The sequence below is a fragment of the Asticcacaulis sp. DW145 genome (assembly GCF_037101385.1).
In the GTDB taxonomy this organism is placed as follows: Bacteria; Pseudomonadota; Alphaproteobacteria; order Caulobacterales; family Caulobacteraceae; genus Asticcacaulis; species Asticcacaulis currens.
The window spans coordinates 797042-819849 of record NZ_AP029025.1; the positions used below are offsets into that span (position 1 = coordinate 797042).

Sequence of the window (22808 nt, forward strand, 5' to 3'; positions counted from 1 at the left end):
TATACTGTCAAAAATACAGAGAATATTTCGGAAATGTACAGGCTGTGCAAACGTTTGATTGTCGCCCGCTTATCAACGAGCGACCAACAAAATGAACATTGTTCAAATTTAACGGGCGTGTTATGTTGCCGCATACGGTAATCTGGCCGGACTCACAAAAGAGACATTCACAGGGGTTTAAATGTCGTCCAAACAGCTCACCTGGCCGCGCTTGTTCGCCTTTTGCGGACCGTGCATCCCCTTTGCGGCGCTGGGCCTGCCTCTGTCTGTGACCTTATCAGAATACTACGTCACCTATATCGGCATCAGTCTGGGCATGGTGGGCGTGGTGTTCATGGCCGTCAAGCTGATCGACATTGCGGTCGATCCCATCATCGGCTGGGCGATGGACCGTACCCGCACGCGCTTCGGGCGGTTCAAGCTGTGGATGGCTCTCTGCCTGCCGGTGCTGTTCGTCTCCACCGGGTTTATGTTTCTGGCGCCTGCGGGCGCTTCGGCGCTGTATCTCGGTATCTGGTTGCTGGTCATCTATATCGGCTTCTCGATGGCCGCACTCAGCCAGTCGAGCTGGGGCAGCGTCCTGACCGACGACTATGATGAGCGCACCAAGGTTTTCGCGTTCTGGCAGATCGGCAATATTGTCGGCCTTCTGTGCGTGGCCCTGATCCCCGTGGTGGCACAGGCCATCGGTCAGACCTATCAGACCGGCGTGCAGTGGATGGGGATTTTTATTATGATCACCCTGCCGCTGACCATCGGCATCGCCCTGTGGATGGTGCCGGAAAAGGCGTCGGACGCGGCCACGCACGATGTGCGGCTGGGGGCCTATTTCGACATGATCCGCCGCCCGAACGTTATCCGGGTGCTGCTGGCCGATCTGTTGATGGGACTGGCACCGGGGATTATGGGGGCGTTGTTTTTCTTCTACTTCATGCAAACCAAGGGCCTGACGCGCTTTGAATGTACCATCGCCATGCTGCTCTATTTCGTGGCGGGCCTTGTCGGCGCGCCCCTGTGGAACGGGGCCTCGAAGCGCTTTTCCAAACACCGCACCCTGATCGCCTCGGCCATTATCTTCGCCGTGCTTTATGGCGGACTGGCCTTCGTGCCGGCGAACAACTTTCCGGTCATGGCCGTGGCGGTGTTTCTGGCCGGCATCCCCTATGCCGCCTATCTGCTGCTGACGCGCTCCCTGATGGCCGATATTGGCGACGAGGTGCTGCTGGAAACCGGCCACGATCAGAAGGGCACGCTGATGTCGATTCTGTCGGCCACGACCAAGCTCGGCTACGCCTTTTCGGTGCTGACCCTGTCGGCGCTCGCCCTGCTGGGCTTTGATAACAAGGCGGCGCACAACACACCCGAAGCCCTGTTCTGGGTCGAAGCCTTTTTTATCGGCCTGCCGGTCATTTTTCTTTTGCTTGGCGCGTGGGCAATGACATCCTATGACCTGACGCCGGAACGCTATGCGTCCATTCAGTCGGCACTGAAAGCAAAAGGTTTGTCCCGTGACTCAGGCTCCCCCCGCCCCCATTAATGCGCTGATCGAGGTGATGAACCGCCTGCGGGCCAAAGACGGCGGCTGTCCGTGGGATCTGGCCCAGACCTTCGACACCATCGCCCCCTACACGATCGAGGAGTCCTATGAGGTGGCCGACGCCATTGCGCGCAAGGACATGCGCGACCTCAAGGAAGAATTGGGCGATTTGCTGTTTCAGGTGGTCTTCCACAGCCATCTGGCCAAAGAACAAGGCCTGTTTGATTTCAACGACGTGGCTCAGGCCATGACTGACAAGCTGATCCGCCGCCACCCGCACGTCTTCGGAGAAGCTGGCGACCGCACCGCCGACGAACAGAACGCCGCCTGGGAGGTGCAGAAGGCCGCCGAGCGCAAGGCCAAGGCCAAGCACGGCATTCTCGACGACGTGCCCGTGGGCCTGCCCGCCCTCACCCGCGCCGCCAAGCTGACCAAGCGCGCGGCCCGCGTCGGCTTCGACTGGCCGTCGCTCGATGAAGTGCTGGACAAGCTGGAGGAAGAGGTCGCCGAGCTGAAAGTCGAGCTGGCGGCGGGCGATCACGAAAAGGCCAAGGCTGAGCTGGGCGACATCCTGTTCGTTATCGCCAATCTGGCGCGCAAAATGGACGCTGAGCCCGAAGACGCCCTGCGCGGCACCAATGCCAAGTTTGTACGCCGTTTTGAGATGATCGAGGCCGAGCTGGCCAAGCTGGGCAAGACGCCGGAACAGTCCGACCTCGCGGAGATGGACGCTTTGTGGAACAAGGCCAAGCAGGCCGAGCGCGCATGAGCCTGCGCAGTTCCATCGAAATCTACGATCTGCAAAGCCGTCAAAGCCGCGTCGTCTTTCAGGGAGCCGAACTCTGGGAATCACCGCATTTTACGCTGGACGGTGCCGCCCTGATCCTCAATAGCGAGGGGCGTATCTACCGCCTGCCTCTTGGTGGCAAACCGCAAGTGATCGACACGGGCTTTGCCGTTCGCTGCAATAATGACCACGGCCTGACGCCGGACGGTCAGACCCTTCTGATTACCGATAAGGTCGAATACGACCGGGCATGCATCTATGCCGTACCTCTGTCCGGTGGCACGCCGCTGCGCGTGTCGGCGCACCTGGCGTCCTACTATCACGGCGTTAGCGCCGATGGGGCGTGGATCACCTATACCGGCATCCATCAGAAGGACGTGTTCGGCATCTACATCAGCCGTATCGACGGCTCTGACGAACGCGCCCTGATCGTCGGGGATGGCGTGCATGACGGGCCGGATTTTTCCTCGGATGGCGCGTGGATATGGTTCAATTCCAGCCGCTCCGGTCAGATGCAGTTGTGGCGCGTCCGCCGTGACGGCCGCGACCTTCAGCGCATGAGCGACAGCCCCTATGCCGACTGGTTCCCGCACCCGTCGCCCGATGGTAGGCATGTCCTGTGGCTCTCCTACGATGCGTCGGTGGGGCACGATCACCCGCGCGATCAGACGGTGCGATTGCGCCTGATGCCCGCCGAGGGCGGCGAGGCAGAGACGCTGTTTGAACTGTTCGGTGGTCAGGGAACGATGAATGTCCCCAACTGGGCCCCGGATGGCCGGGCTTTTGCCTATGTGCGGTATTTTTAGTTTCTCCGCAGATGACCATAAATGCCGCGCGTCGCATCCGTCATTGACCTGCGGCGACTGTTTCATCGTTTTAGAAACCACAGATTACACAGATTACACAGATTATCAGCGTCCTTAGGGAGACGCAAAGTGTGCCCTCCAGCACCATCGGCGCGAAGCGCCAATCTGTGAAATCTGTGGTTCCCTTTAATCTTCATCCCGCCGCAGATCGTCCATAACCATCCGTGGAAAGCCCTTATTTTCAAGGACTCCGCACAAAGATTGCCATTTGCAATTCACAGAAATAAATTTCAAAACGCAATTCAATAAATAATTCACTTGTTATCTGCTATTCATTTTGGCATCCGATTTCAGAACGTCATCGAAAGCCCGCAGCCATGGTTAAAACGGCCCCCACCCCGGTCAAATCCACCGCGACCTTTGGCCGTCGTCAGGCCCCCAAGCCGGCGCCCCAAAAAGCCGCCACCAGAGCAACGAAGGAAGCGGCGAAGGACTCCGCACGCGGCCCCCGCTCCAAATGCCCGATCAATCTGCTGCTGGAGGTGGTGGGGGACTCGTGGTCGCTGCTGATCATCCGCGACCTGATGTTCAAGGGGCGTTCGACCTATAAGGCCTTCCTCAATGCCGAGGAAAAGATCGCCACCAATATTCTGGCCGACCGTCTGTCGAAGCTGGAAAGCGCCGGGCTGATCTCCAAGTCCACCGACCCGGACGATGCGCGTAAATACATCTACCGCCTGACCGAAAAAGGTGCCGACCTTGCCCCCGTTCTGGTCGAAATGATGCTGTGGTCGAACAAGTATCACCTCACCGACACGCCCAAGGATTTTCTGGCCAGCCTGCAAAAGAACAAGGCCGCCTTCACCACGCGCATTGTACGTGATGTGGCAACCGCTTCGCCGGCGAAGCCCGCCTCGCCGACGCCCAAGGTCGAACCGAAAGAGGAAACCCTCAACCTGTTCGACGGCTTCTAGGTGCCGCCGGGCTTTCAGATACTGCTCAGACTGGATCAGGAACGCCTGCTCAGCCGCTGGCGTCTCTGGCGTCGCCGCCCTGCGGATCTGCTGGTGGCGCTCGCCTTGCTGAGCGGGTTGCTGTTCGGACTGTTTCAGTTTTTCAGCGCACAGGCCCACGACAATCATCCCATCTGGGCCTACAGCGCCGCTCTGGTCTATATTGCCGTGCGGCAGCTATACCCCTCAGCACGGTCGGCCTACGCGCAAAGCCTGCTCAGAGGCCCTTTCTTTCACTTGATCAGTGATCCGCACCAGCGGCGGCTGTGGTTTGCCCTTCGCACGGCAGCCCTCTGCCTGCCCCTTGGGCTGATGCTTCTGGGGTTTCAGACGGTGCTGGCCCCGCGCGATCTGGGTTTGTGGGGTCTGGGGGCGGTGTTTGGGCTTGGGGCCGGGATGTTATCAGCCCTGATGCCACCGCTATTTGCCGCGGAAGCCTCCGCGCACGCAAACCGCGCGCCCTTGGCGGCGCTGGCTCCGCTGTGGTGCCGTCTGCGCCACAAACGGTTGTGGCTGCCCGGCGGCCTGCTGATCATCGGGATACCGCTGGCGACGCATCTGGCGCTCTCCAACAACCCGGAACCCCAGACGGGCCTCGGCCTGTTCGGCATTGGCTCTGTGCTTCTGGCCGTTCTGCTCTGTCCGGTCTCCGGCGAGCTGACGCAATTTATGCGCTGGCAGCCGGGGACAATGGTTCGTATCCTCACGCAAACCGCCCTTGCCCGCTTCACCCTGTGGCTGGGCCTCAGCCTGCTCAGCCTGCTGATCAGCGGCGCGCCGCTGAAAGACGGCCTTTTGATCCTTCTGGCGCTGGGGGCTGCGGCCGGGCTGCTTATTTTATGGACGTTTCTGACGCGATTCAGCCATAAGCCTGCGACGGCGGACTGGGTATTGGGGATTGATCTGGCGGTCACGGCCCTGCTGGCTGTGCTGGCCCTGCCGGCGGCGCTGATGTGGCTCGTCGTGCGCCTGATCCTCTTGATGCGGCGTGTAAGGAGAGAGAGATGGCGGCCCAGCCTGCCCTGAGATGCGAAGACCTGTGCGTCGATATTGCCGGAAAGCGCATCGTGAAATCGGTGTCGCTCAGCCTCGCGCCCGGGCAATGGTACGGTATTCTGGGCGTCAACGGCTCCGGCAAGACCACCCTGCTCAACAGCCTGTGCGGGCGGTTGCCGGTGGCGCAGGGCCGTCTCTGGCTGGGGGATGAGGAGGTCACCGCCACGCCGCAACGTCGCGCGGCCCTGTGGGGTTATGCGCCGCCGCCTGACAGCCTGCCGCCCGAACTGACGCCGCAGGTGCTGCTGGCGTTGGTGGCCGAAAGCCGTCAGTCACAGGTGCCGGACGACCCGGCCCTGCTCGAAGCGCTCGATTACAACGCCTTGCGCCATAAAATGATCGGCACCCTGTCGGCGGGTCAGAAGCAGAAAATCGCCCTGATGTGCGCCTTTGTGGGCGAGCCCGCGCGGATCATTCTGGACGAGCCCTTCAACTGGCTCGACCCGCTGGCCATCTATGCCCTCAAAAACTGCCTGACCCAACGCGCCCGCGAAGGGGCCCTCATCCTGACGGCCCTGCACGATGTCAGCAGCTTCATGACCCGCTGCGACGCCGGTGTGCTGCTGGCCGATGGCGAAATAAAGCGAGGCTTTTCAAGCGATGACCTGAGCGAGGGGCGCAAGGACATTGCGGCGTTCGAACATACGCTCTATGCCAGCCTGCGCCCGGCTTAACCCCTGAAATTATAAGGCTAATTTTGAGAATTATTCTCACCGAAATTTGCCTTGAAAAGCGATTCCGGCCCCCATATATCGACTCTGGTTCTTTTCTTCTCATTTCAAACCTGCCGAGGATGTCATGGCCTTCGAACTTCCCGCTCTGCCCTATCCGACCGACGCGCTTGAGCCGCACATGTCGGCCAATACCTTCAGCTTCCACCACGCCAAGCACCATAAGGCCTATGTGGACAATCTGAACAAGCTGATTGACGGCACCGAGTTCGCGGACAAGTCGCTGGTTGAGATCGTCAAGGCCTCGGAAGGCACGAACCCCGGCGTGTTTAACAATGCCGCTCAGGTGTGGAACCACACCTTTTTCTGGCACTCGATGAAGCCGAACGGCGGCGGTCAGCCGACCGGTGCCATCGCTGACAAGATCAATGACGATTTCGGCTCGTTCGACGCCTTTGTCGAAGCCTTCAAGACCGCCGGTGCGACGCAGTTCGGTTCGGGCTGGGCGTGGCTGGTTCTGGGGCAGGACGGCAAGCTGAAGGTCGTGAAGACCGGCAATGCCGAAACGCCGTTCACCAAGGGCGACAAGCCGATCCTGACGCTCGACGTGTGGGAACACGCCTACTATCTCGACTATCAGAACCTGCGTCCGAAGTTCATCGAAACCTACCTCACCTCGCTGGTGAACTGGGACTTCGCCAACAGCAATCTGGACGCCCCGCTGCATCCGGGCGTGTAATTTCTGCTTGAATTAGCTAGTTTACGGGGCGTGGAGTCTGTGACTCCACGCCTTTTCTTTTGGGAGCTTCTCATGGACGCCTCTGATCTGGCGACAGACATTCTCGCCCTGGCGCGCGCGCAGGGGCGCACGCTGACGACGGCCGAAAGCTGCACCGGCGGGCTGATCGCTGCGGCCCTGACGCGCATTTCGGGCGCGTCCGAGGCGTTCCACGAAGGCTATGTCACCTATTCCAACGCCGCCAAGACGAAGCTTCTGGGCGTACCGGAGGCGGTTCTGGCCGAACACGGCGCGGTCAGCCTGCCCGTGGCCCACGCCATGGCCGAAGGGGCGCTGACCTCGGCCGGAGCCGATCTGGCCCTGAGCGTCACGGGGATCGCCGGACCGACCGGTGGTTCCGCTGAAAAGCCCGTCGGCATGGTCTGTTTCGGGCTGGCCTTCCGCCTGCCCGATGGCGAGGTCCGATCCCAGGCCAATGTGAATGTGTTTGAAAATCTGGGTCGCGACTATATCCGCGAACAGTCGGTCATGTACGCCCTGCACTGGGCGCGGGAGCATCTGAAGGCCGAGGCTTAAGCCTTGTGGCCATAAAGCTGCTTCGCACGGGCCTCGAAGACGCTCATCAGACGATTGACGGCAATGTTGAGATTGGCTTTCAGCATGGCATTGAGGATCGGGTTTCGGAAATCCATATCCATGTCGAAATCGACCCGCGTGCCGCCCGCGACCTCGGTAAAGTGCCAGTGGCCATTGAGTTTGCGCAGCGGCCCGCGCAGCAGCCCCATATGCAGGCTGAGGTCGTCGGCGCGGCGCGTGACGCGCGTCGAAAAGCGCTCGGACAGCATCTTATAGCCCACCGACACGTCGGCATCGAAGACGTGCACGCCCTCTGACGGCGTGGTGGCATTATAGGCGCGCAAGGCCGTAATCCACGGAATAAAGTCCGGATATTTCGTCACGTCGCTGACCATGTCCCACAGGTCCGACGCCGCGTAGGGCAGGACGCGCTCAAGGTGAAACTGCGCCACGTGTCAGGCCCGCTTGCCCGCCAGTTGCGCGTCACGCGCCGCCCGCAGACGCTCGAAATCTTCGCCCGCATGGTGCGAAGACCGGGTGAGCGGCGAAGACGACACCATCAGGAAGCCCTTCGCGCGCGCGATCGACTCATAGGCCTTGAATTCATCCGGCGTGACGAAGCGGTCAATGGCGGCGTGCTTGCGGGTCGGCTGAAGATACTGACCAATGGTTATGAAATCGACGCCGGCGGAGCGCATATCGTCCATCACCTGCATCACCTCTTCCTTGGTTTCGCCCAGACCGACCATGATGCCGGACTTGGTGAACTGCGAAGGGTCGCGCTCCTTGACGCGCTCCAGCAGGCGAAGCGAATGGTAATAGCGCGCGCCGGGACGGATCTTCAGATAGTTACGGGGGACAGTTTCGAGATTGTGGTTGAAGACGTCCGGCTTGGCGTCGATGACGACTTCCGCCGCCCCGTCCTTACGCAGGAAGTCCGGCGTCAGGATTTCAACGGTGGTCTTCGGCGGTTGCAGGCGAATCTGACGGATCACCTCGGCGAAGTGTTCCGCCCCGCCATCGGCCAGATCGTCGCGGTCCACCGAGGTGATGACGACGTGCGACAGGCCCATCTTGGCGACGGTCATGCCGACGCGGTTCGGCTCATCGGCATCGAGCGGCTGTGGCAGGCCGGTCTTAACGTTACAGAAGGCGCAGGCCCGCGTGCAGGTGTCGCCCATGATCATCAGGGTGGCGTGGTTCTTGGTCCAGCATTCACCGATATTGGGGCAGGCGGCCTCTTCGCACACAGTCACCAGCTTGGCGTCGCGCACGGTCTGGCGCGTCGCATTATAGCCTTCGGAGCCCGGTGCCTTGACGCGCAGCCAGTCCGGCTTCTTCAGAATCGGGGTGTCCGGACGATTCTGCTTTTCAGGATGGCGCAGGTCAGGCTTGGAAACCGCGGCGTCGAGCCGGTTGATCAGGGTAACCATGGGGACACTTTAATAAGGAAACAGTCCGTCCCTAATTGGGCTTTTTGCCCGCCATTATCAAGCCAAAAGGCCTTGTACCCCATAACATAGGGTAACAGGGGATGGCCGAACACCGGAATCTGTCCTAAGCTGAGGCCATGCTCACCGCCCTGCCGTTGCCGCCTTCCCTGTCCCGCCGCCGGTTACTGGCCGGTGCGGCAGTCGGCATAGGCGGTATATTGGCGGGCTGTACGCGCAGTGACGGTCCGGACCAGACGGGTGCCGCCTTTACCGACTCGCAAATCCCGCCCGGCCTGTCGCCCGATGCCTATCCGCCCGCCGGGTTCGTGTGGAGCGGTTTCAAATTCGGCACCCTTCCCGAAGCGCGTTACGGCGTTGCCGCCCCACCGCTCAATCCGCGTGGGCATCTGCTGATCCTGGCCGATGCGCGCTACCCCGCCGAAGTCTATTTCGGACTGGCGCAACAGGCGGTGTTGGATAAGCTGAGCGTATGGCTTTTCGAAGCACCGGGTCAGGGCGGATCAGGCAAGTATCTGCTGCAAAATCAGGATATTGTCCTGCCCGACTTCAGACACCCCATCAAGGCCGCCGAGGCCTTCGTGACCGAGGTCATTCGCCCCTCACCCACCAAGCCTCTTTATCTCTTTGGGCACGGGTCCGGGGCGCTGACGGCACTGGCTATGGACGCGCGCAACTGGCCGCTGCGCGGTGTGCTGGCCTATGCGCCTTGGGACGCCTCGCATTCGGCCTCACCCGCCGAATGGCACCGCGAAGACGAGCCCGCCGATGCGTGGGGCAAGGTGGCGCATCGCTGGCGCATGGCCAATCCCGATCTGCGTCGCGTCCACCTGAGCGAAGGCTGGATCAAGCAGATGGGCGAGGCGCGCCGGGCGCTCAGCGGCTTCCGGCTGGAGTTGGGCCGCGCCGCCGCCCCCGTGATTCTGGCGGGTACAGGCGATCTCAAGGCGCTGTGTAGCGGACACACTTCCTGCGAGGTGAAATCCGTTGTCAGCGAAGACGAATTAGGGCCCGTTTTTGAGACCTTTTTGAGCCTTGGCGGCTGACATAATACCAACGGCCGAAGATGCTGACCGCATCCGGCCGTTGAAAACTCGAGAATGTCTCATATGTGTCAGCGACATGAGACATTCTCGAAAGGAATACCAAGAGTCATTTTCAATGACCCTTGGTAAAACAGCCACCTCTCAATTATTTGAACAATGTTCAATTGACTTGTGGCGCGTAGGCTCATAGGGTGTAACCAGAATTGATCGGCAGCCGCAGTACAATGACGGCCCCTCAAGCCGGTCAAAGGGAGTGATCGCGCATGGTGCGCCCTTTTGATGTCGAAGCCGAAACGAAATCCCTGTTCGACGCGCTGCTCGACGCCGCAGATAAACACGGCAAGTCCAAGCTCATTATCGAGGATCAGGACCGCCAGCCCATCAGTTACAACGAATTTGTCCTGCGCACCTTCGTACTGGCGCGCCTGTTCGACAAGGCGCTGAAGAAGGAAACGCGCATCGGCCTGATGCTGCCGACCTCAATGGGCGGGGCTCTGAGCTTCTTTGCCCTGCACGCCCACGGCCGCACGCCGGTAATGATCAATTTCACCGCCGGCCCGGCCAATATCAAGACGGGCTGCCTGACCGCGAAGGTCAAGACGGTTATAACCTCGAAGCGCTTCGTCCAACAGGCCAAGCTGGAAGACCTGGTTGAGGCCATGGGGCACTTCGTCCGCATCCTCTATCTCGAAGACCTGCGCAAATCCCTGTCCCTGCCGGACAAGCTGTACGGACTGGCGGCCTCCAAACTGCCGCGGCGTTTTGCCCACCGCGCCCAGCCGTCCGATATCGGCGTCATCCTGTTCACGTCGGGGAGCTTTGGTACCCCGCGCGGCGTGGTGCTCACTCAGGCCAATCTGGTGCTCAACTGCGCCCAGATCGCCGCCCATATCGAGCTGAAGCCGGAATGGGTGTGCTTTAACCCCATGCCGATCTTCCATTCGCTGGGCCTGACCGGCGGCCTGATCCTGCCGCTGTTGCAGGGGATGCGCAGCTTTCAGTATCCGTCGCCGCTGCACGTCAAGCAGATCCCCGGCCTGCTCAAGGAAACGAAAGCGTCGCTGCTGTTTTCGACCGACACCTTCCTCAACCAGTACGCCCGTCAGGCGCAGCCGGACGATTTCGCGACGCTCGCCTTCGTGGTCTGCGGGGCGGAAAAGGTGCGCGACGAAACGCACAAGCTGTTCAGCGAACAGTACGGCCTGACCGTTATCGAAGGCTATGGCGTCACCGAAACCTCACCGGTTCTGGCGGTCAATCTGCCGACCGACAATCATTACGGCACGGTGGGCCGCGCCCTGCCCGGTATGCAGTTGCGCCTTGAGGTCGTCGAAGGCATCCCCGAAGGCGGACGCCTGCACGTCAAGGGCCCGAACGTCATGGCCGGCTATATCAATCTCGAAACGCCCGACGTTATCGAAGCCCCTAAAGATGGCTGGCACGACACCGGCGATATCGTCTCAATCGACCGGCATGGCTGCATCCGCATCCTTGGCCGCGCCAAGCGCTTCGCCAAGATCGCCGGCGAGATGGTGTCGCTGACCGCCGTTGAGCGGCTGGCCGAAGAGGTGTGGCCGGACCATCGCCACGCCGTCGTGTCGCTGGCTGATGACAAGAAGGGTGAGCGTCTGGTGCTCCTGACCGATCACGCGGCGGCGGACCTGTCCACCCTGTCGGATCAGGCAAAGGAGAAGGGCGTTCCGGCGCTGGCCATCCCCAAAAAGCTGGTCAAGGTCGAGTCGATTCCCGTCCTCGGTTCGGGCAAGACGGACTATGTCACCCTGCAAAAGCTGGCCGAGGTGGTGGCCAACGCCGCTTGACAGCCGGCACACGCCAGGGTTAAGGCGGAAACATGGCCATAGCCCGCACCCCGTCTCACGGCACCAAGGCCGGAAGCGAAATCCGCTTCTGGACGCTGATCGCCGTGGTCATGGGCCTGCTGGTTCAGGTGCTGTTTCCGCCGCACCTTCTGGCGGCATCGCGCGACGGGTCTGGCTTTGTCCTGTGTAACAGTCCGGTGCCGGTGGTCGATACGACCCTCAGTCAGGCCGTCGCTAAGGACAAGGTGCAAAAGGCCACTCAGGGCCTCAAATGCGCCGATTGCGTGCTGGCGGGCCTGACCGGCCTGCCGCAGCCCGACCTGACCGTCGCACCCGTTGTCTATATGCAAACCCTTGCGCCGCTGACGCCTGCGTCGGATGTGGCGCAACCGAAGGCCCGCGCCCCGCCGCGTCCGCATTCCTGCGGCCCCCCACACCTCGTCTGATCGCTTTTCCGCTCAGCGTGCATCACGCGCGCTGATACGTCGTGCTTTCAGACAGGTTATTTCATGAAAACCCGTATATTCGCGCTGTGCCTCAGCGCTTCCGGCCTCGCCCTGTGCGCCGCCCTGCCCGCTTTTGCCGCCCCCATCGCCTCCGACGCGGATGACATCCCCACCGTCATCGTCACCGGCCGCCTCAATCCCGAAGACCCGTCCGCCGTGCGCGACACCCGCGCCAAATTGTCGCGGACACCGGGCGCAGTGTCGGTCGTCGCCTCCGAAACCTATAGCAACAGCTATGCGGTCGGGATGTACGACACGCTGAAAAACGTCTCCGGCGTCTTCGCCCAAAAGAAGTTCGGCGAAGACAGCCGCTTCTCTATTCGCGGCTCCGGCATCGGTAACTCCGCCCACAATCGCGGGTCGTGGCTGTCCATCGACGGCGTACCCGTCAATCAGGCCGACGGCTCCGGCGATTATCAGGAGATCGACCCGCTGTCGGCGCGCTATATCGAAGTCTATAAGGGCGGCAATGCCCTGCGCTTCGGCGGCGCGCAACTGGGCGGTGCGGTCAACTACGTCACGACCAGCGGCCGCAATGCCGGTTACCGCACGCTGGTGCGGCTGGAAGGCGGCAGCTTTGGCACCACCCGTGGACAGATCGCCTATGCCGATGTCATCGGCGATTACGACCTCTATCTGTCGGCCAGCACCGTCCATGCCGACGGCTGGCGCGACAATTCCGAACAGAACGGTAAACGTGTGACGCTGAATATCGGTCGCCGCTTCGGTGAAGGCCGCTCGCTGCGTTTCATTTTTCAGGGCAATGACCTTGATCAGCGCATCGCCGGGGCTCTGACTCTCCAACAGGCCCTGACGACACCCAGGGTGACGACCGCCGCCAACTATCCGCTGCTGCGCTACGGCCGCAACGTCAAATCCGCGCGCAGCACGGTGCAGGGCGACTGGCAGATCAACGACAACTGGCGCGTCGAAGGCGGCGTCTATGCCGCGTGGAAGCAGCTCATCCACCCCATCTCCATCTATATTGACCAGCAATATCAGAACTATGGCGCCTTTGCCCGCCTCGACGGTCAGGGCACAGTGGGCGGCAAGCGCTACGACGTCTTTGCCGGGGTCAATTACCGAAGCGGCAATATCGACGCCCACACCTTCGCCAACAGCAATGGCCTGCCCGGCACGATGTCGGGTAATGCGGTGCAGAACGCCCAGAGCTGGGATGTGTTTGCCGAAGGCCGCCTGTTCGTCACGGAGCAACTGGCCCTGATCGCCGGCGGCTCCTACGGCTGGACCCGCCGCGACTATGTCAACTATCTCAATACGGCCAACAATGCCGACAAGGATTTCGACTGGTTTGCGCCGCGCGTCGGGCTTCTGTGGCAAAACGCCGGCGGTCAGCAGGTCTTTGCCAATATTACCAAGTCGGTCGAAGCCCCGACCTATGGCGCTCTGGTGCAGACGCCCCTGCCGCAGTTCACCAGCGTGCGGCCTCAGGAGGCCGTGACGGCGGAAATCGGCACGCGCGGCCGCTCGCAACACCTGACCTGGGATGTGGCGCTCTATCGGGCCGAAATCGACGGAGAAATGCTCAACTTCATCGTGTCGCCCGACATTCCCGCCGCCACCTTCAACGCCCAGAACACGATCCATCAGGGCCTTGAAGCCGCGCTCGACTGGCGCATCGGCAGCATCGGTAACTGGGCCGTCATGGCGCGTCAGACCTATACCTGGTCGGATTTCAAATTCGACCATGACAAGACCTATGGCAATGGTCGCCTGCCCATCATCCCCGAACACTACTACCGCGGCGAACTGGCCTTCAGCTCAAAGAGCGGCTGGCGCATTACGCCGTCGGTGGAATGGACGCCGTCGGATGTGTGGGTCGATTACGCCAATACGCAAAAGGCACCGGGCTTCACCGTGTGGAACCTGTCAGCCTCCAAAAAGATCAATGACGGGCTGGAAGTCTTCGTCGAAGGGCGCAATCTGGACGACACGCGCTATGTGTCGAGCGTCACGGCGGTGACCGACTTCACCAGGGTCGCGGCCAGCTCGCGGTCGGCCTTCTGGCCCGGCGAAGGTCGCGCCGTGTTCATCGGCTTCAAGCTGACGGGGCAATAGCATGAACCAGGCGGCGAACGACACGGTTCGCCGCCAGATTATCGACTACCGGATGATCTGGCGGTGGCACTTCTATGCGGGGCTGGTGTGCATCCCCTTCATCGTGATCCTGTCCCTGACGGGGCCGATCTATCTGTTCAAGCCCCAGATCGAGGCGGCCATCGACCGCCCCTATGATCAGGTGGGTCGGGCGGGGCGGGTTCAGCCCCTGTCGGCGCAGGTCGAAGGCGCGCTGGCGGCCTTTCCCCACGCGCAGTTTCAGTCGGTCGAGGTCCGGCCGGACGTCACCGACGCGGCGCGCGTCACGTTGAGCGAAAAGGGCGAACGGCTGCGCGTCTATGTGCACCCGGAAACCCTGACCATGCTGAAATCCGTGCCCGAAGAGGCGCGGTTTATGAATGTCGTCAAAACCATCCATGGCGAGTTGTTTGCCGGGCTGTTCGGCACCCTGCTGGTCGAAACGGCAGCGTGCTGGGCCATAGTGATGATCCTTACCGGCCTCTATCTGTGGTGGCCGCGGGGCGCAAAGGGTCTGGCCGGAGTCCTGTGGCCGCGCCTTGAGGCCAAACTGTTCTGGCGCGATCTGCACGCGGTGACGGGCCTGTGGGTGTCGTTTTTTGCGCTCTGCCTGCTGCTGACCGGCCTGCCGTGGACGACCGTCTGGGGGGCCGGGTTCAAGGTGGTGCGTCAGGCGGTGATCGCTCAGTCGTCCAAACCGGACTGGTCCACCAGCCGCGCGGCCGACAAGGCCGGCGAGCACGAGGGCCACGGCCACGGCAGTGCGCAAGCCGGAGGCGCGGTCGATTTGACGCTTCTGGACCATATGGCGGGCGAATTGCGCGCCGCCGACCTGCCGCCGCCGGTCGTGCTGATGGCACCGGCCGGGGGCAAGCCGTGGCAGGGCGTCTCCCAGACCCAGAACCGGCCCAAGGGCGTTACCGTCACCTTCGATCACATGGGGGACGTGGCGCAGATCAAGACCTTTGGTGACAAGCCACTGATCGACCGGGTGTTCGGTGTGAGCATTGCCCTGCACGAAGGCCAGTTATTCGGCGCGTTCAATCAGGCGCTGGGCGTGCTAACCGCCGCAGGACTTTTAACGCTGTGCGTTTCGGCGGTGATGATGTGGTGGCGACGGCGACCGGACAAGGTGACACTGGGCGCGCCCAGTCGCCTGCCCGACGAACGGCTCGGCACGGGACTGGGCTTGCTGATACTGGGCCTTGCCCTTTTCCTGCCAATGATGGGGCTGTGCCTGATCCTTGTGGCCCTGATCGAGCGATGGGTACTGAGGCGTATCGCCCCTGTCCGCGACTGGCTGGGCCTGACGTAACGGAGAATAAATTGCAAAATAAAACTGAAATTTAAATTGCGTTTTGAAATTATAATTTTTCCAATAAAATCAAAAGCCCGCTCTGTTTCAGAGCGGGCTTTTTTACGCTTCAAAGCGAAAAATTTCGACGGGCCGCCCCAAGAAATTTTTCACAATACGGCGAAGGGGGTACATGGGGGAAACCTGTTTCCTCCATGGTGGTTCTACAGATTGATCATCCGTCCGTCGGCATCCAGCGACGCTTCGAGGATGGCCTCCGACATAGTCGGGTGCGGGAAGACGGTCCCTTGAAGGTCCTCTTCCGTCGCTTCCATGGTGATGGCCAGACAGAAGCCCTGCACCATTTCCGTTACATTGGCCCCGATCAGGTGGGCCCCCAGAAGCGCGCCGGTCTTCTTGTCGAAGATCACCTTGACGAAACCGCCCGGCTCACCGGCCGCAATCGCCTTGCCATTGGCCTTGAAGGGGAATCGGCCGATCTTGACGTCCAGACCCTTTTCCTTCGCGCCCTGCTCGGTGATACCGACCGAGGCCACTTCCGGCGTGGCGTAGGTGCAGCCCGGAATCGGCGGATTGAGGTTCGACAGCTTCTTGCCGGCCATATAGTCGGCGGCGTGGACGGCTTCGTGCGAAGCCTTGTGCGCCAGCCAGGGCGGCCCGGCGCAGTCGCCAATGGCGTAAAGGCCCTTCACATTGGTCTTGCCGTGGCTGTCGTTCTTGATGTGACCGCGGTCCATCTCAACGCCCAGCTTTTCCAGACCGAGGTTTTCGGTATTGGCCACGATGCCGACGGCCACGATGCAGCCTTCGGCCTCCAGCGTTTCGGCCTTGCCGCCGACCTCGACCGAAACCTTGACATTCGCAGCAGTCTTTTCGACCTTGGTCACCTTGGCCCCCAGACGGAACTTGAAGCCGCGCTTTTCAAAGGCCTTCTGAGCCTCAGCGGAAACTTCCTTGTCCTCGACCGGCAGGATGCGGTCCATGGCCTCGACCACGGTGACATCAGCGCCCAGCGAGCGATAGAAGGAGGCGAACTCAATGCCGATAGCGCCCGAACCGATCACCACCAGCGACTTCGGCATGGCCTTGGGCGTCAGGGCGTTACGATAGGTCCAGATGCGCTCGCCGTCCGAAACCGCGCCGATGGTCGGGATTTCGCGGGCGCGCGCCCCGACCGCCAGCATGACGTTCTTGGCCTCGATAACCTGTTCGCCGCCCTTATTGAGCTTAACGCGCACCTTGGGCGCATCCTTGCCCGGCTCAAGCGTGGCGAAGCCCTCGATCACGTCGATCTTGTTCTTCTTCATCAGATAGCCGACGCCGCCATTGAGCTGCTTGGCGACGGCGCGCGAGCGGGCGATGACCTTTTCAAAGTCGAAGCCCGGCTTTTCGCCTGTCAGACCGTAATCACCGAGGTGATTGATCTTGTCGAACACTTCGGCCGACTTGAGCAGCGCCTTGGTCGGGATGCAGCCCCAGTTGAGGCAGATGCCGCCAAGAAGTTCACGCTCGACGATGGCGACCTTCAGGCCGTTCTGAGAGGCGCGGATGGCCCCTTCATAACCGCCAGGACCGGAGCCGATAACAACCAGATCATAAGACATGTTGAATCAACTCCTTAAGCCAACATTTTAATCGGGTCTTCGAGAAGGCCCTTCAATGCGGTAATGTACTTGGCGCCGACCGACCCATCGACCACGCGGTGATCGCAGGTCAGGGTGACGGTCATGACGGTGGCGACCGCCAGCTGGCCGTTCTTGACGACCGGGCGTTGTTCACCGGCACCGACCGACAGGATGCAGCCCTGCGGTTCGTTGATGATGGAGGCGAACTGCTTGATGCCGAACATGCCGAGGTTGGACACCGAGAAGGTGCCGCCCTGGAACTCTTCGGGCTTCAGCTTCATGTCACGGGCGCGCGCCGCCAGATCCTTGGTTTCCTTGGCGATCTGGGCCAGAGACTTGGTCTCGGCCTTGCGGATGATCGGGGTGATCAGGCCACCGTCGATGGCCACGGCCATGGCGATATCGGCATTGTGGTGCAGAGCAATGCCTTCGGGGGTGAAGGAGGCATTGGCTTCCGGCACCTGCTTGAGCGCCAGCGCCACCGCCTTGATGACAATATCGTTCACCGAGACCTTGATACCCTGCGATTCCAGCGCCGTATTGATCTTGGTGCGCGCTGCCAGCAGGTTGTCGAGTTCGATATCGACGGTCAGCGGGAAGTGCGGGATGTCGCGGAAGGACTCGGTCAGGCGGCGGGCGATGACCTTGCGCATATTGTTGAGCGGAACGAGGTCGTAAGACCCCGCCGGAATGCCCAATTGCTCAAGGGTCTGCACCTTGCGCGGCTCAGCCGCAGCGGTGGTCGCCGCCGGGGCGGAACCGGCCTTGCCGGTGCCCGAAGCGAGAGCGGCTTCGATATCGCGCTTGATGATACGGCCGTGCGGGCCGGTGCCTTTCAGCAGCTTGAGATCGAGCTTGTTGATCTCGGCCAGACGACGCGCCAGAGGCGAAGCCGCCACGCGCGCCCCACCCGAAGCGGCCGGGGCTGCAACGGGGGCGGCGGCCACAGGGGCCGGAGCCGCGGCGGGCTTCGGCGCTTCGGCGGCTTTCGGGGCCTCCGCCTTGGGCGCGGGAGCGGCCGAACCGCCCTCACCCGCCCCATCTTCACTTTTTAGGCGGGCGATAGGGGTGTTCACCTTCACGCCTTCGGTCCCGGCTTCGATCAGGATGGCCTCAACCACGCCCTCATCGACGGCTTCGACTTCCATCGTCGCCTTGTCGGTTTCGATTTCGGCGATGACATCACCGGCGGAGACGGTGTCCCCGACCTTGACGTGCCACTTGGCCAGAATGCCCTCTTCCATGGTGGGCGAGAGCGCCGGCATCAGAATATCGGTCATATGTGGCCCCTCTTACTTGTACGAGACTTGCTTGACCGCGGCGATGATCTTCTCAACGCTGGGGACGGTCAGGGCTTCGAGGTTGGCGGCGTAAGGCATCGGCACGTCTTCCTGGTGCACGCGAGCGGGCGGCGCATCCAGATCGTCGAAGGCTTCGGCGGTGACGCGGGCGGCGACTTCGGCACCGATACCGCACGGGCCCCAGCCTTCTTCGACGGTGACCAGACGGTTGGTCTTCTTCACCGAGGCGACGACCGTGTCGGTGTCCAGCGGACGAAGTGTGCGCAGGTTGACGACTTCGGCGTCGATACCCTCTTCGGCCAGCTTCTCAGCCGCCTTGAGCGCAAAACCGACCATGCGCGAGTGGGCGACGATAGTGACATCCTTACCGGCGCGCTGGATTTTGGCCTTGCCGATGGGAAGGACGAAATCCTCAACATCAGGGATTTCAAACTCGTTGCCATACATCATCTCGTGTTCGAGGAAGACGATGGGGTTCGGATCGCGGATGGCGGCCTTCATCAGGCCCTTGGCGTCCGCGGCGTCGTAAGGCGCAATGACCTTCAGGCCCGGAACGTTGGCGTACCACGCCGAATAGTCCTGCGAGTGCTGGGCGGCGACGCGGGCCGCGGCACCGTTCGGGCCACGGAAAACGATCGACGACTTGATCTGACCACCCGACATGTACAGCGTCTTGGCCGACGAGTTCAGGATGTGGTCAATGGCCTGCATAGCGAAGTTGAAGGTCATGAACTCGATGATCGGCTTAAGACCGGCCATAGCCGCCCCCGAACCGATGCCGGCAAAGCCCATTTCGGTGATCGGCGTGTCGATCACGCGACGGTCGCCGAACTCTTCGAGCAGGCCGCGTGACACCTTATAAGCCCCCTGATACTGGGCGACTTCCTCACCCATCAGGAAGACGCGGTCGTCGCGACGCATTTCTTCGGCCATGGCGTCACGCAGCGCGTCGCGCACGGTGATCTTGACCATAGGCGTGCCTTCCGGGAATTCCGGATCGCTTTGCGGCTTAACCTGCGGCGCGACTGCCGAAGCGACCACAGCCGTCTTTTCGCCGCCCTCCTGAGCGGCGGTTTCGCCACCGGTGTTTTCCGCCGACTTGACCGGTGCCGGGGCCGACGCGCCACCGGCCAGACGCGCGATCGGCGTATTGACCTTGACGCCTTCGGTGCCGGCTTCGATCAGGATGGCCTCGACCACGCCTTCATCGACGGCTTCGACTTCCATCGTCGCCTTGTCGGTTTCGATTTCGGCGATCACCTGACCGGCGGAAATCTCGTCACCGGCCTTGATGTGCCACTTGGAAAGGGTGCCCTCCTCCATGGTCGGAGAGAGAGCGGGCATAAGAATGTCGGTCATCTGGGATCAGGCCTCAAGATAAACGTCGGTGTACAGTTCGGACGGATCGGGTTCGGGGCTGGTCTGAGCGAACTCGACGGCCTCCAGCACAATCGCCTTGATTTCATTGTCGATGGCCTTGATTTCGGCCTCTTCGACACCCGCCTGCTCCAGCATCGTCTTGATGTGGTCGATCGGGTCGCGGGTCGTCTTGACCTCATCGACCTCTTCCTTGGTGCGGTACTTGGCCGGGTCGGACATGGAGTGACCGCGATAGCGGTAGGTCTTCATTTCCAGAATGTACGGCCCCTTGCCCGAACGGGCGTATTCGGCGGCGCGTTCGGCGGCTTCCTTCACCGCGAACACGTCCATGCCGTCCACCGTCTCGCCGGGGATGCCGAACGACGCGCCGCGCTGCGACAGGTTCGTCGTCGCCGAGGCGCGGGCCAGTGAGGTGCCCATGGCGTATTCGTTGTTTTCGATCACATAGACGACCGGCAGGTTCCACAGCTTCGCCATGTTGAAGCTTTCATAGACCTGACCCTGGTTGGCCGCGCCGTCACCGAAATAGGTGAAGGAGACATTGCCATTGTTGCGGTACCAGTCGGCAAAGGCCAGACCCGTGCCCAGCGACACCTGAGCGCCGACGATGCCGTGACCGCCGAAGAAGCCGGTTTCGATGTCGAACATGTGCATCGACCCGCCCTTACCCTTCGACGAGCCGCCGATGCGACCGGTCAGCTCGGCCATAACGGCCTTGGGGTCCATACCGGCGGCCAGCATGTGGCCGTGGTCGCGGTAACCGGTGATGACCTGATCGCCGTCGATAGAGGCGGCCTCCATGCCCACGGCAACGGCTTCCTGACCAATATACAGGTGGCAGAAGCCCCCGATCAGACCCATACCGTAGAGCTGACCCGCCCGCTCTTCGAAGCGGCGGATGAGAACCATCTCACGGTAATATTTCAGGAGTTCGTCTTTTGAGACATTGCGTTTGGCGGAACCCGTCGTTCCGGTGTCAGTGGCCTTGGCGGCGCGCGCCATGGAAACCTCCCTGGGGTTAATCGTGCCGTTTGCGTAACGCCCGCAGGCGCTTAGGCTCACAGCCGGTCAAAAAGACGTTCGAGCGCGCACCGGCACAAGAGGGCCGGTCGCCCATAGAAGGGATGCAGTCAGTTCTGGTGATCCCGTGGGAAATATCCGGCGGCAGAGCGACCGGAATCTCAGGGTTCGTCAAAAACCGCCTGAATTCACGTCAGGACTTCTCTTAGGCAAAGCCCAGGCTGACGTAAAGTCCCCTTCCGGACTCAGGAATTGCGCGCGGGGGCGATGTGATCGCGGATCACGTATTCGTTAGGGGCATTGAGCCCCAGGAGAACGCGGGCACGTTCTTCCAACAATTCTTTGGAAAGATTATCGGTTCTCAAATAACGGGCGCGGGCCTCAAGGTCCTGCCGCTCAGCGGCAAGATCAGCCAGCAGCTTTTGCTTTTCGGCCAGCTCGACCTGACGGGTTTCCTGCGAAAAGAACCCTTTGTCGCCAGTCAAATACTGTACGCCGCAGTAGGTCAGAAATATAGCGATGATCGCGGTAGGCAAATAAGGCCTCAGTTTCTGAATCACGACTTTCGCCCCTTCTGGACGGACCACATTTACAGAGGGGATTTTTGGCTGCGTCGGTTTAACAAACTGTTACCGAACATGTCACTTCAACTGAAAGAATTTATCATAAAACGCGAGCGGCGCAGGTTTCCTGCGCCGCTCTTTTTGGCAGTTTTGTAAAAAACGTCCCAGCCGGTGAGAGGCCGGTTCCGGTTTTAGCTGCGGATCACCGAAAGGCCGGCATAGACGGCTTCGTCGTCGAGGATCGATTCGATGCGCAGGAGCTGGTTGTACTTGGCCAGCCGGTCCGAACGCGCCAGAGAGCCCGTCTTGATCTGACCGCAGTTCAGCGCCACCGCCAGGTCGGCAATGGTCGAATCTTCGGTTTCACCCGAACGGTGCGACATCACCGAGGTATAGCCCGAGCGGTGGGCCATATCGACGGCGTCCATGGTTTCCGACAGGGTGCCGATCTGGTTCACCTTGACGAGGATCGAGTTGGCGAGGCCTTCGACAATGCCGGTTTCCAGACGGTTCGGATTGGTGACGAACAGGTCGTCGCCGACCAGTTGCAGACGGTCGCCCAGACGCTCGGTCAGCAGCGCCCAGCCTTCGAAATCGTCTTCTGACATACCGTCTTCGATCGAGCAGATCGGGAACTTGTCGGCGAGGTTTTCGAGATAATCGACCATCTCTTCGCGGCTCAGGACCTTGCCCTCGCCTTCCAAATGATACTTTTCGTCCTTGAAGAACTCGGTCGAAGCCACGTCGAGCGCCAGCCAGAAGTCCTCACCGGCCTTGTAGCCCGCTGCCGCACCGGCATCGACGATGAATTGCAGCGCCACCTCGGCCGAGGACAGGTTCGGCGCAAAGCCGCCTTCGTCACCGACATTGGTGTTGTGGCCAGCGGCCTTGAGCGCCGATTTCAGGCTGTGGAAGATTTCCGCGCCCATGCGCAGGGCTTCGGAGAAGGTTTCAGCGCCGGCCGGAACGATCATGAATTCCTGAATGTCGATGGGGTTGTCGGCGTGCGCGCCGCCATTGATAATGTTCATCAGCGGCACGGGCAGGACACGGGCCGACAGGCCGCCGACATACTTATAGAGCGGCAGGTTGACCGAAGCCGCCGCCGCCTTGGCCACGGCCAGAGAGACGCCCAGAATGGCATTGGCCCCCAGGCGGCCCTTGTTCTCTGTGCCGTCGAGATTGATCAGGATCTGGTCGATGTGGCGCTGATCGCGGGCGTCGAGACCGCTCAGGGCTTCATAGATTTCGCCATTGACCGCGTCCACCGCCTGACGCACGCCCTTGCCCAGATAGCGGCTCTTGTCGCCATCGCGCTTTTCGACGGCTTCGTGCGCACCCGTGGAGGCGCCCGACGGCACGGCGGCCCGGCCAAAAGAGCCGTCTTCGAGGGTGACATCGACCTCAACGGTCGGATTGCCGCGCGAGTCGAGAATTTCGCGAGCGACGATATCAATAATGGCGGACATGGCAATCTTCCCTGAGGGGTTTGAAAAACA

Annotated in this window: 21 protein-coding genes; 13 read left to right on the forward strand and 8 right to left on the reverse strand. The window is 61.4% G+C overall.

Annotated elements, in window-relative coordinates; all coding sequences use genetic code 11:
• The first annotated feature begins 181 nt into the window (after positions 1 to 181).
• The 8 genes from AACH73_RS14860 (at position 182) to AACH73_RS14895 (ending at position 7185) form a co-directional block, all read left to right on the forward strand.
• Positions 182 to 1537 carry an MFS transporter gene (locus AACH73_RS14860; protein WP_338735760.1) on the forward strand — a complete coding sequence of 452 codons (1356 nt, stop codon included), beginning with the start codon at positions 182 to 184 and terminating at the stop codon, positions 1535 to 1537.
• A 16-nt stretch (positions 1538 to 1553) separates the two neighbouring features.
• Positions 1554 to 2306 carry a nucleoside triphosphate pyrophosphohydrolase gene (mazG, locus tag AACH73_RS14865; protein WP_272742085.1) on the forward strand — a complete coding sequence of 251 codons (753 nt, stop codon included), beginning with the start codon at positions 1554 to 1556 and terminating at the stop codon, positions 2304 to 2306.
• The gene (locus AACH73_RS14870; RefSeq protein ID WP_272742041.1) at positions 2303 to 3130 is read left to right on the forward strand and encodes a hypothetical protein; all 828 of its coding nucleotides are present in this window, start codon (positions 2303 to 2305) and stop codon (positions 3128 to 3130) included. The genes mazG and AACH73_RS14870 overlap by 4 nt, the downstream gene beginning before the upstream one ends.
• Positions 3131 to 3507: 377 nt before the next feature.
• Entirely contained in the window at positions 3508 to 4104 is a 597-nt protein-coding gene (locus tag AACH73_RS14875; protein ID WP_272742040.1) for a helix-turn-helix domain-containing protein, read from the forward strand.
• Entirely contained in the window at positions 4105 to 5169 is a 1065-nt protein-coding gene (locus AACH73_RS14880; protein ID WP_272742039.1) for a hypothetical protein, read from the forward strand.
• Positions 5148 to 5873 (forward strand): ABC transporter ATP-binding protein, encoded by a 726-nt coding sequence (locus AACH73_RS14885; RefSeq protein WP_338735761.1) that lies wholly within the window; start codon positions 5148 to 5150, stop codon positions 5871 to 5873. The genes AACH73_RS14880 and AACH73_RS14885 overlap by 22 nt, the downstream gene beginning before the upstream one ends.
• A gap of 124 nt (positions 5874 to 5997) precedes the next feature.
• Positions 5998 to 6609 (forward strand): superoxide dismutase, encoded by a 612-nt coding sequence (locus AACH73_RS14890; protein WP_272742037.1) that lies wholly within the window; start codon positions 5998 to 6000, stop codon positions 6607 to 6609.
• Between the two features lie 72 nt (positions 6610 to 6681).
• Positions 6682 to 7185, forward strand: a complete 504-nt coding sequence (locus AACH73_RS14895; protein WP_272742036.1) for a nicotinamide-nucleotide amidohydrolase family protein — start codon at positions 6682 to 6684, stop codon at positions 7183 to 7185.
• Here the strand turns inward: AACH73_RS14895 and AACH73_RS14900 are convergent.
• Together AACH73_RS14900 and lipA are read right to left on the reverse strand one after the other, a co-directional pair.
• Positions 7182 to 7637, reverse strand: a complete 456-nt coding sequence (locus AACH73_RS14900) for a type II toxin-antitoxin system RatA family toxin (protein WP_338735762.1) — start codon at positions 7635 to 7637, stop codon at positions 7182 to 7184. The genes AACH73_RS14895 and AACH73_RS14900 overlap by 4 nt on opposite strands.
• A 3-nt stretch (positions 7638 to 7640) precedes the next feature.
• Positions 7641 to 8618 carry a lipoyl synthase gene (gene lipA / locus AACH73_RS14905; protein WP_338735764.1) on the reverse strand — a complete coding sequence of 326 codons (978 nt, stop codon included), beginning with the start codon at positions 8616 to 8618 and terminating at the stop codon, positions 7641 to 7643.
• A 137-nt stretch (positions 8619 to 8755) separates the two neighbouring features.
• Here lipA and AACH73_RS14910 point away from each other — a divergent pair, with 137 nt between their 5' ends.
• From AACH73_RS14910 to AACH73_RS14930, 5 genes are all read left to right on the forward strand, one after another.
• Positions 8756 to 9682, forward strand: coding sequence for an alpha/beta hydrolase (locus tag AACH73_RS14910; RefSeq protein ID WP_272742033.1), 927 nt, complete (start codon positions 8756 to 8758; stop codon positions 9680 to 9682).
• Positions 9683 to 9945: 263 nt separating this feature from the next.
• Positions 9946 to 11502 (forward strand): AMP-binding protein, encoded by a 1557-nt coding sequence (locus tag AACH73_RS14915; protein WP_272742032.1) that lies wholly within the window; start codon positions 9946 to 9948, stop codon positions 11500 to 11502.
• Positions 11503 to 11534: 32 nt separating this feature from the next.
• A complete protein-coding gene (locus AACH73_RS14920) occupies positions 11535 to 11948 on the forward strand; it encodes a hypothetical protein (RefSeq protein WP_272742031.1) in 414 nt (137 codons plus the stop codon).
• Positions 11949 to 12011: 63 nt separating this feature from the next.
• A complete protein-coding gene (locus AACH73_RS14925; protein ID WP_272742030.1) occupies positions 12012 to 14087 on the forward strand; it encodes a TonB-dependent receptor in 2076 nt (691 codons plus the stop codon).
• 1 nt (position 14088) lies between these two features.
• Positions 14089 to 15420, forward strand: a complete 1332-nt coding sequence (locus tag AACH73_RS14930; protein ID WP_272742029.1) for a PepSY domain-containing protein — start codon at positions 14089 to 14091, stop codon at positions 15418 to 15420.
• A gap of 203 nt (positions 15421 to 15623) precedes the next feature.
• Here the strand turns inward: AACH73_RS14930 and lpdA are convergent, their stop codons facing one another.
• The 6 genes from lpdA to eno form a co-directional block, all read right to left on the reverse strand.
• A complete protein-coding gene (lpdA, locus tag AACH73_RS14935; protein ID WP_272742028.1) occupies positions 15624 to 17024 on the reverse strand; it encodes a dihydrolipoyl dehydrogenase in 1401 nt (466 codons plus the stop codon).
• A gap of 14 nt (positions 17025 to 17038) precedes the next feature.
• Entirely contained in the window at positions 17039 to 18325 is a 1287-nt protein-coding gene (locus AACH73_RS14940) for a pyruvate dehydrogenase complex dihydrolipoamide acetyltransferase (protein ID WP_272742027.1), read from the reverse strand.
• Between the two features lie 12 nt (positions 18326 to 18337).
• On the reverse strand, positions 18338 to 19705 hold the full coding sequence (locus AACH73_RS14945) for a pyruvate dehydrogenase complex E1 component subunit beta (RefSeq protein WP_272742026.1): 1368 nt from the start codon (positions 19703 to 19705) through the stop codon (positions 18338 to 18340).
• A 6-nt stretch (positions 19706 to 19711) separates the two neighbouring features.
• Positions 19712 to 20728: a pyruvate dehydrogenase (acetyl-transferring) E1 component subunit alpha gene (gene pdhA / locus AACH73_RS14950; RefSeq protein ID WP_272742025.1), complete on the reverse strand. Its 1017-nt coding sequence runs from the start codon at positions 20726 to 20728 to the stop codon at positions 19712 to 19714.
• Between the two features lie 263 nt (positions 20729 to 20991).
• Positions 20992 to 21306, reverse strand: a complete 315-nt coding sequence (locus tag AACH73_RS14955) for a septum formation initiator family protein (protein WP_126423803.1) — start codon at positions 21304 to 21306, stop codon at positions 20992 to 20994.
• A gap of 194 nt (positions 21307 to 21500) precedes the next feature.
• The gene (eno, locus tag AACH73_RS14960) at positions 21501 to 22778 is read right to left on the reverse strand and encodes a phosphopyruvate hydratase (protein ID WP_272742024.1); all 1278 of its coding nucleotides are present in this window, start codon (positions 22776 to 22778) and stop codon (positions 21501 to 21503) included.
• Positions 22779 to 22808 lie beyond the last annotated feature (30 nt).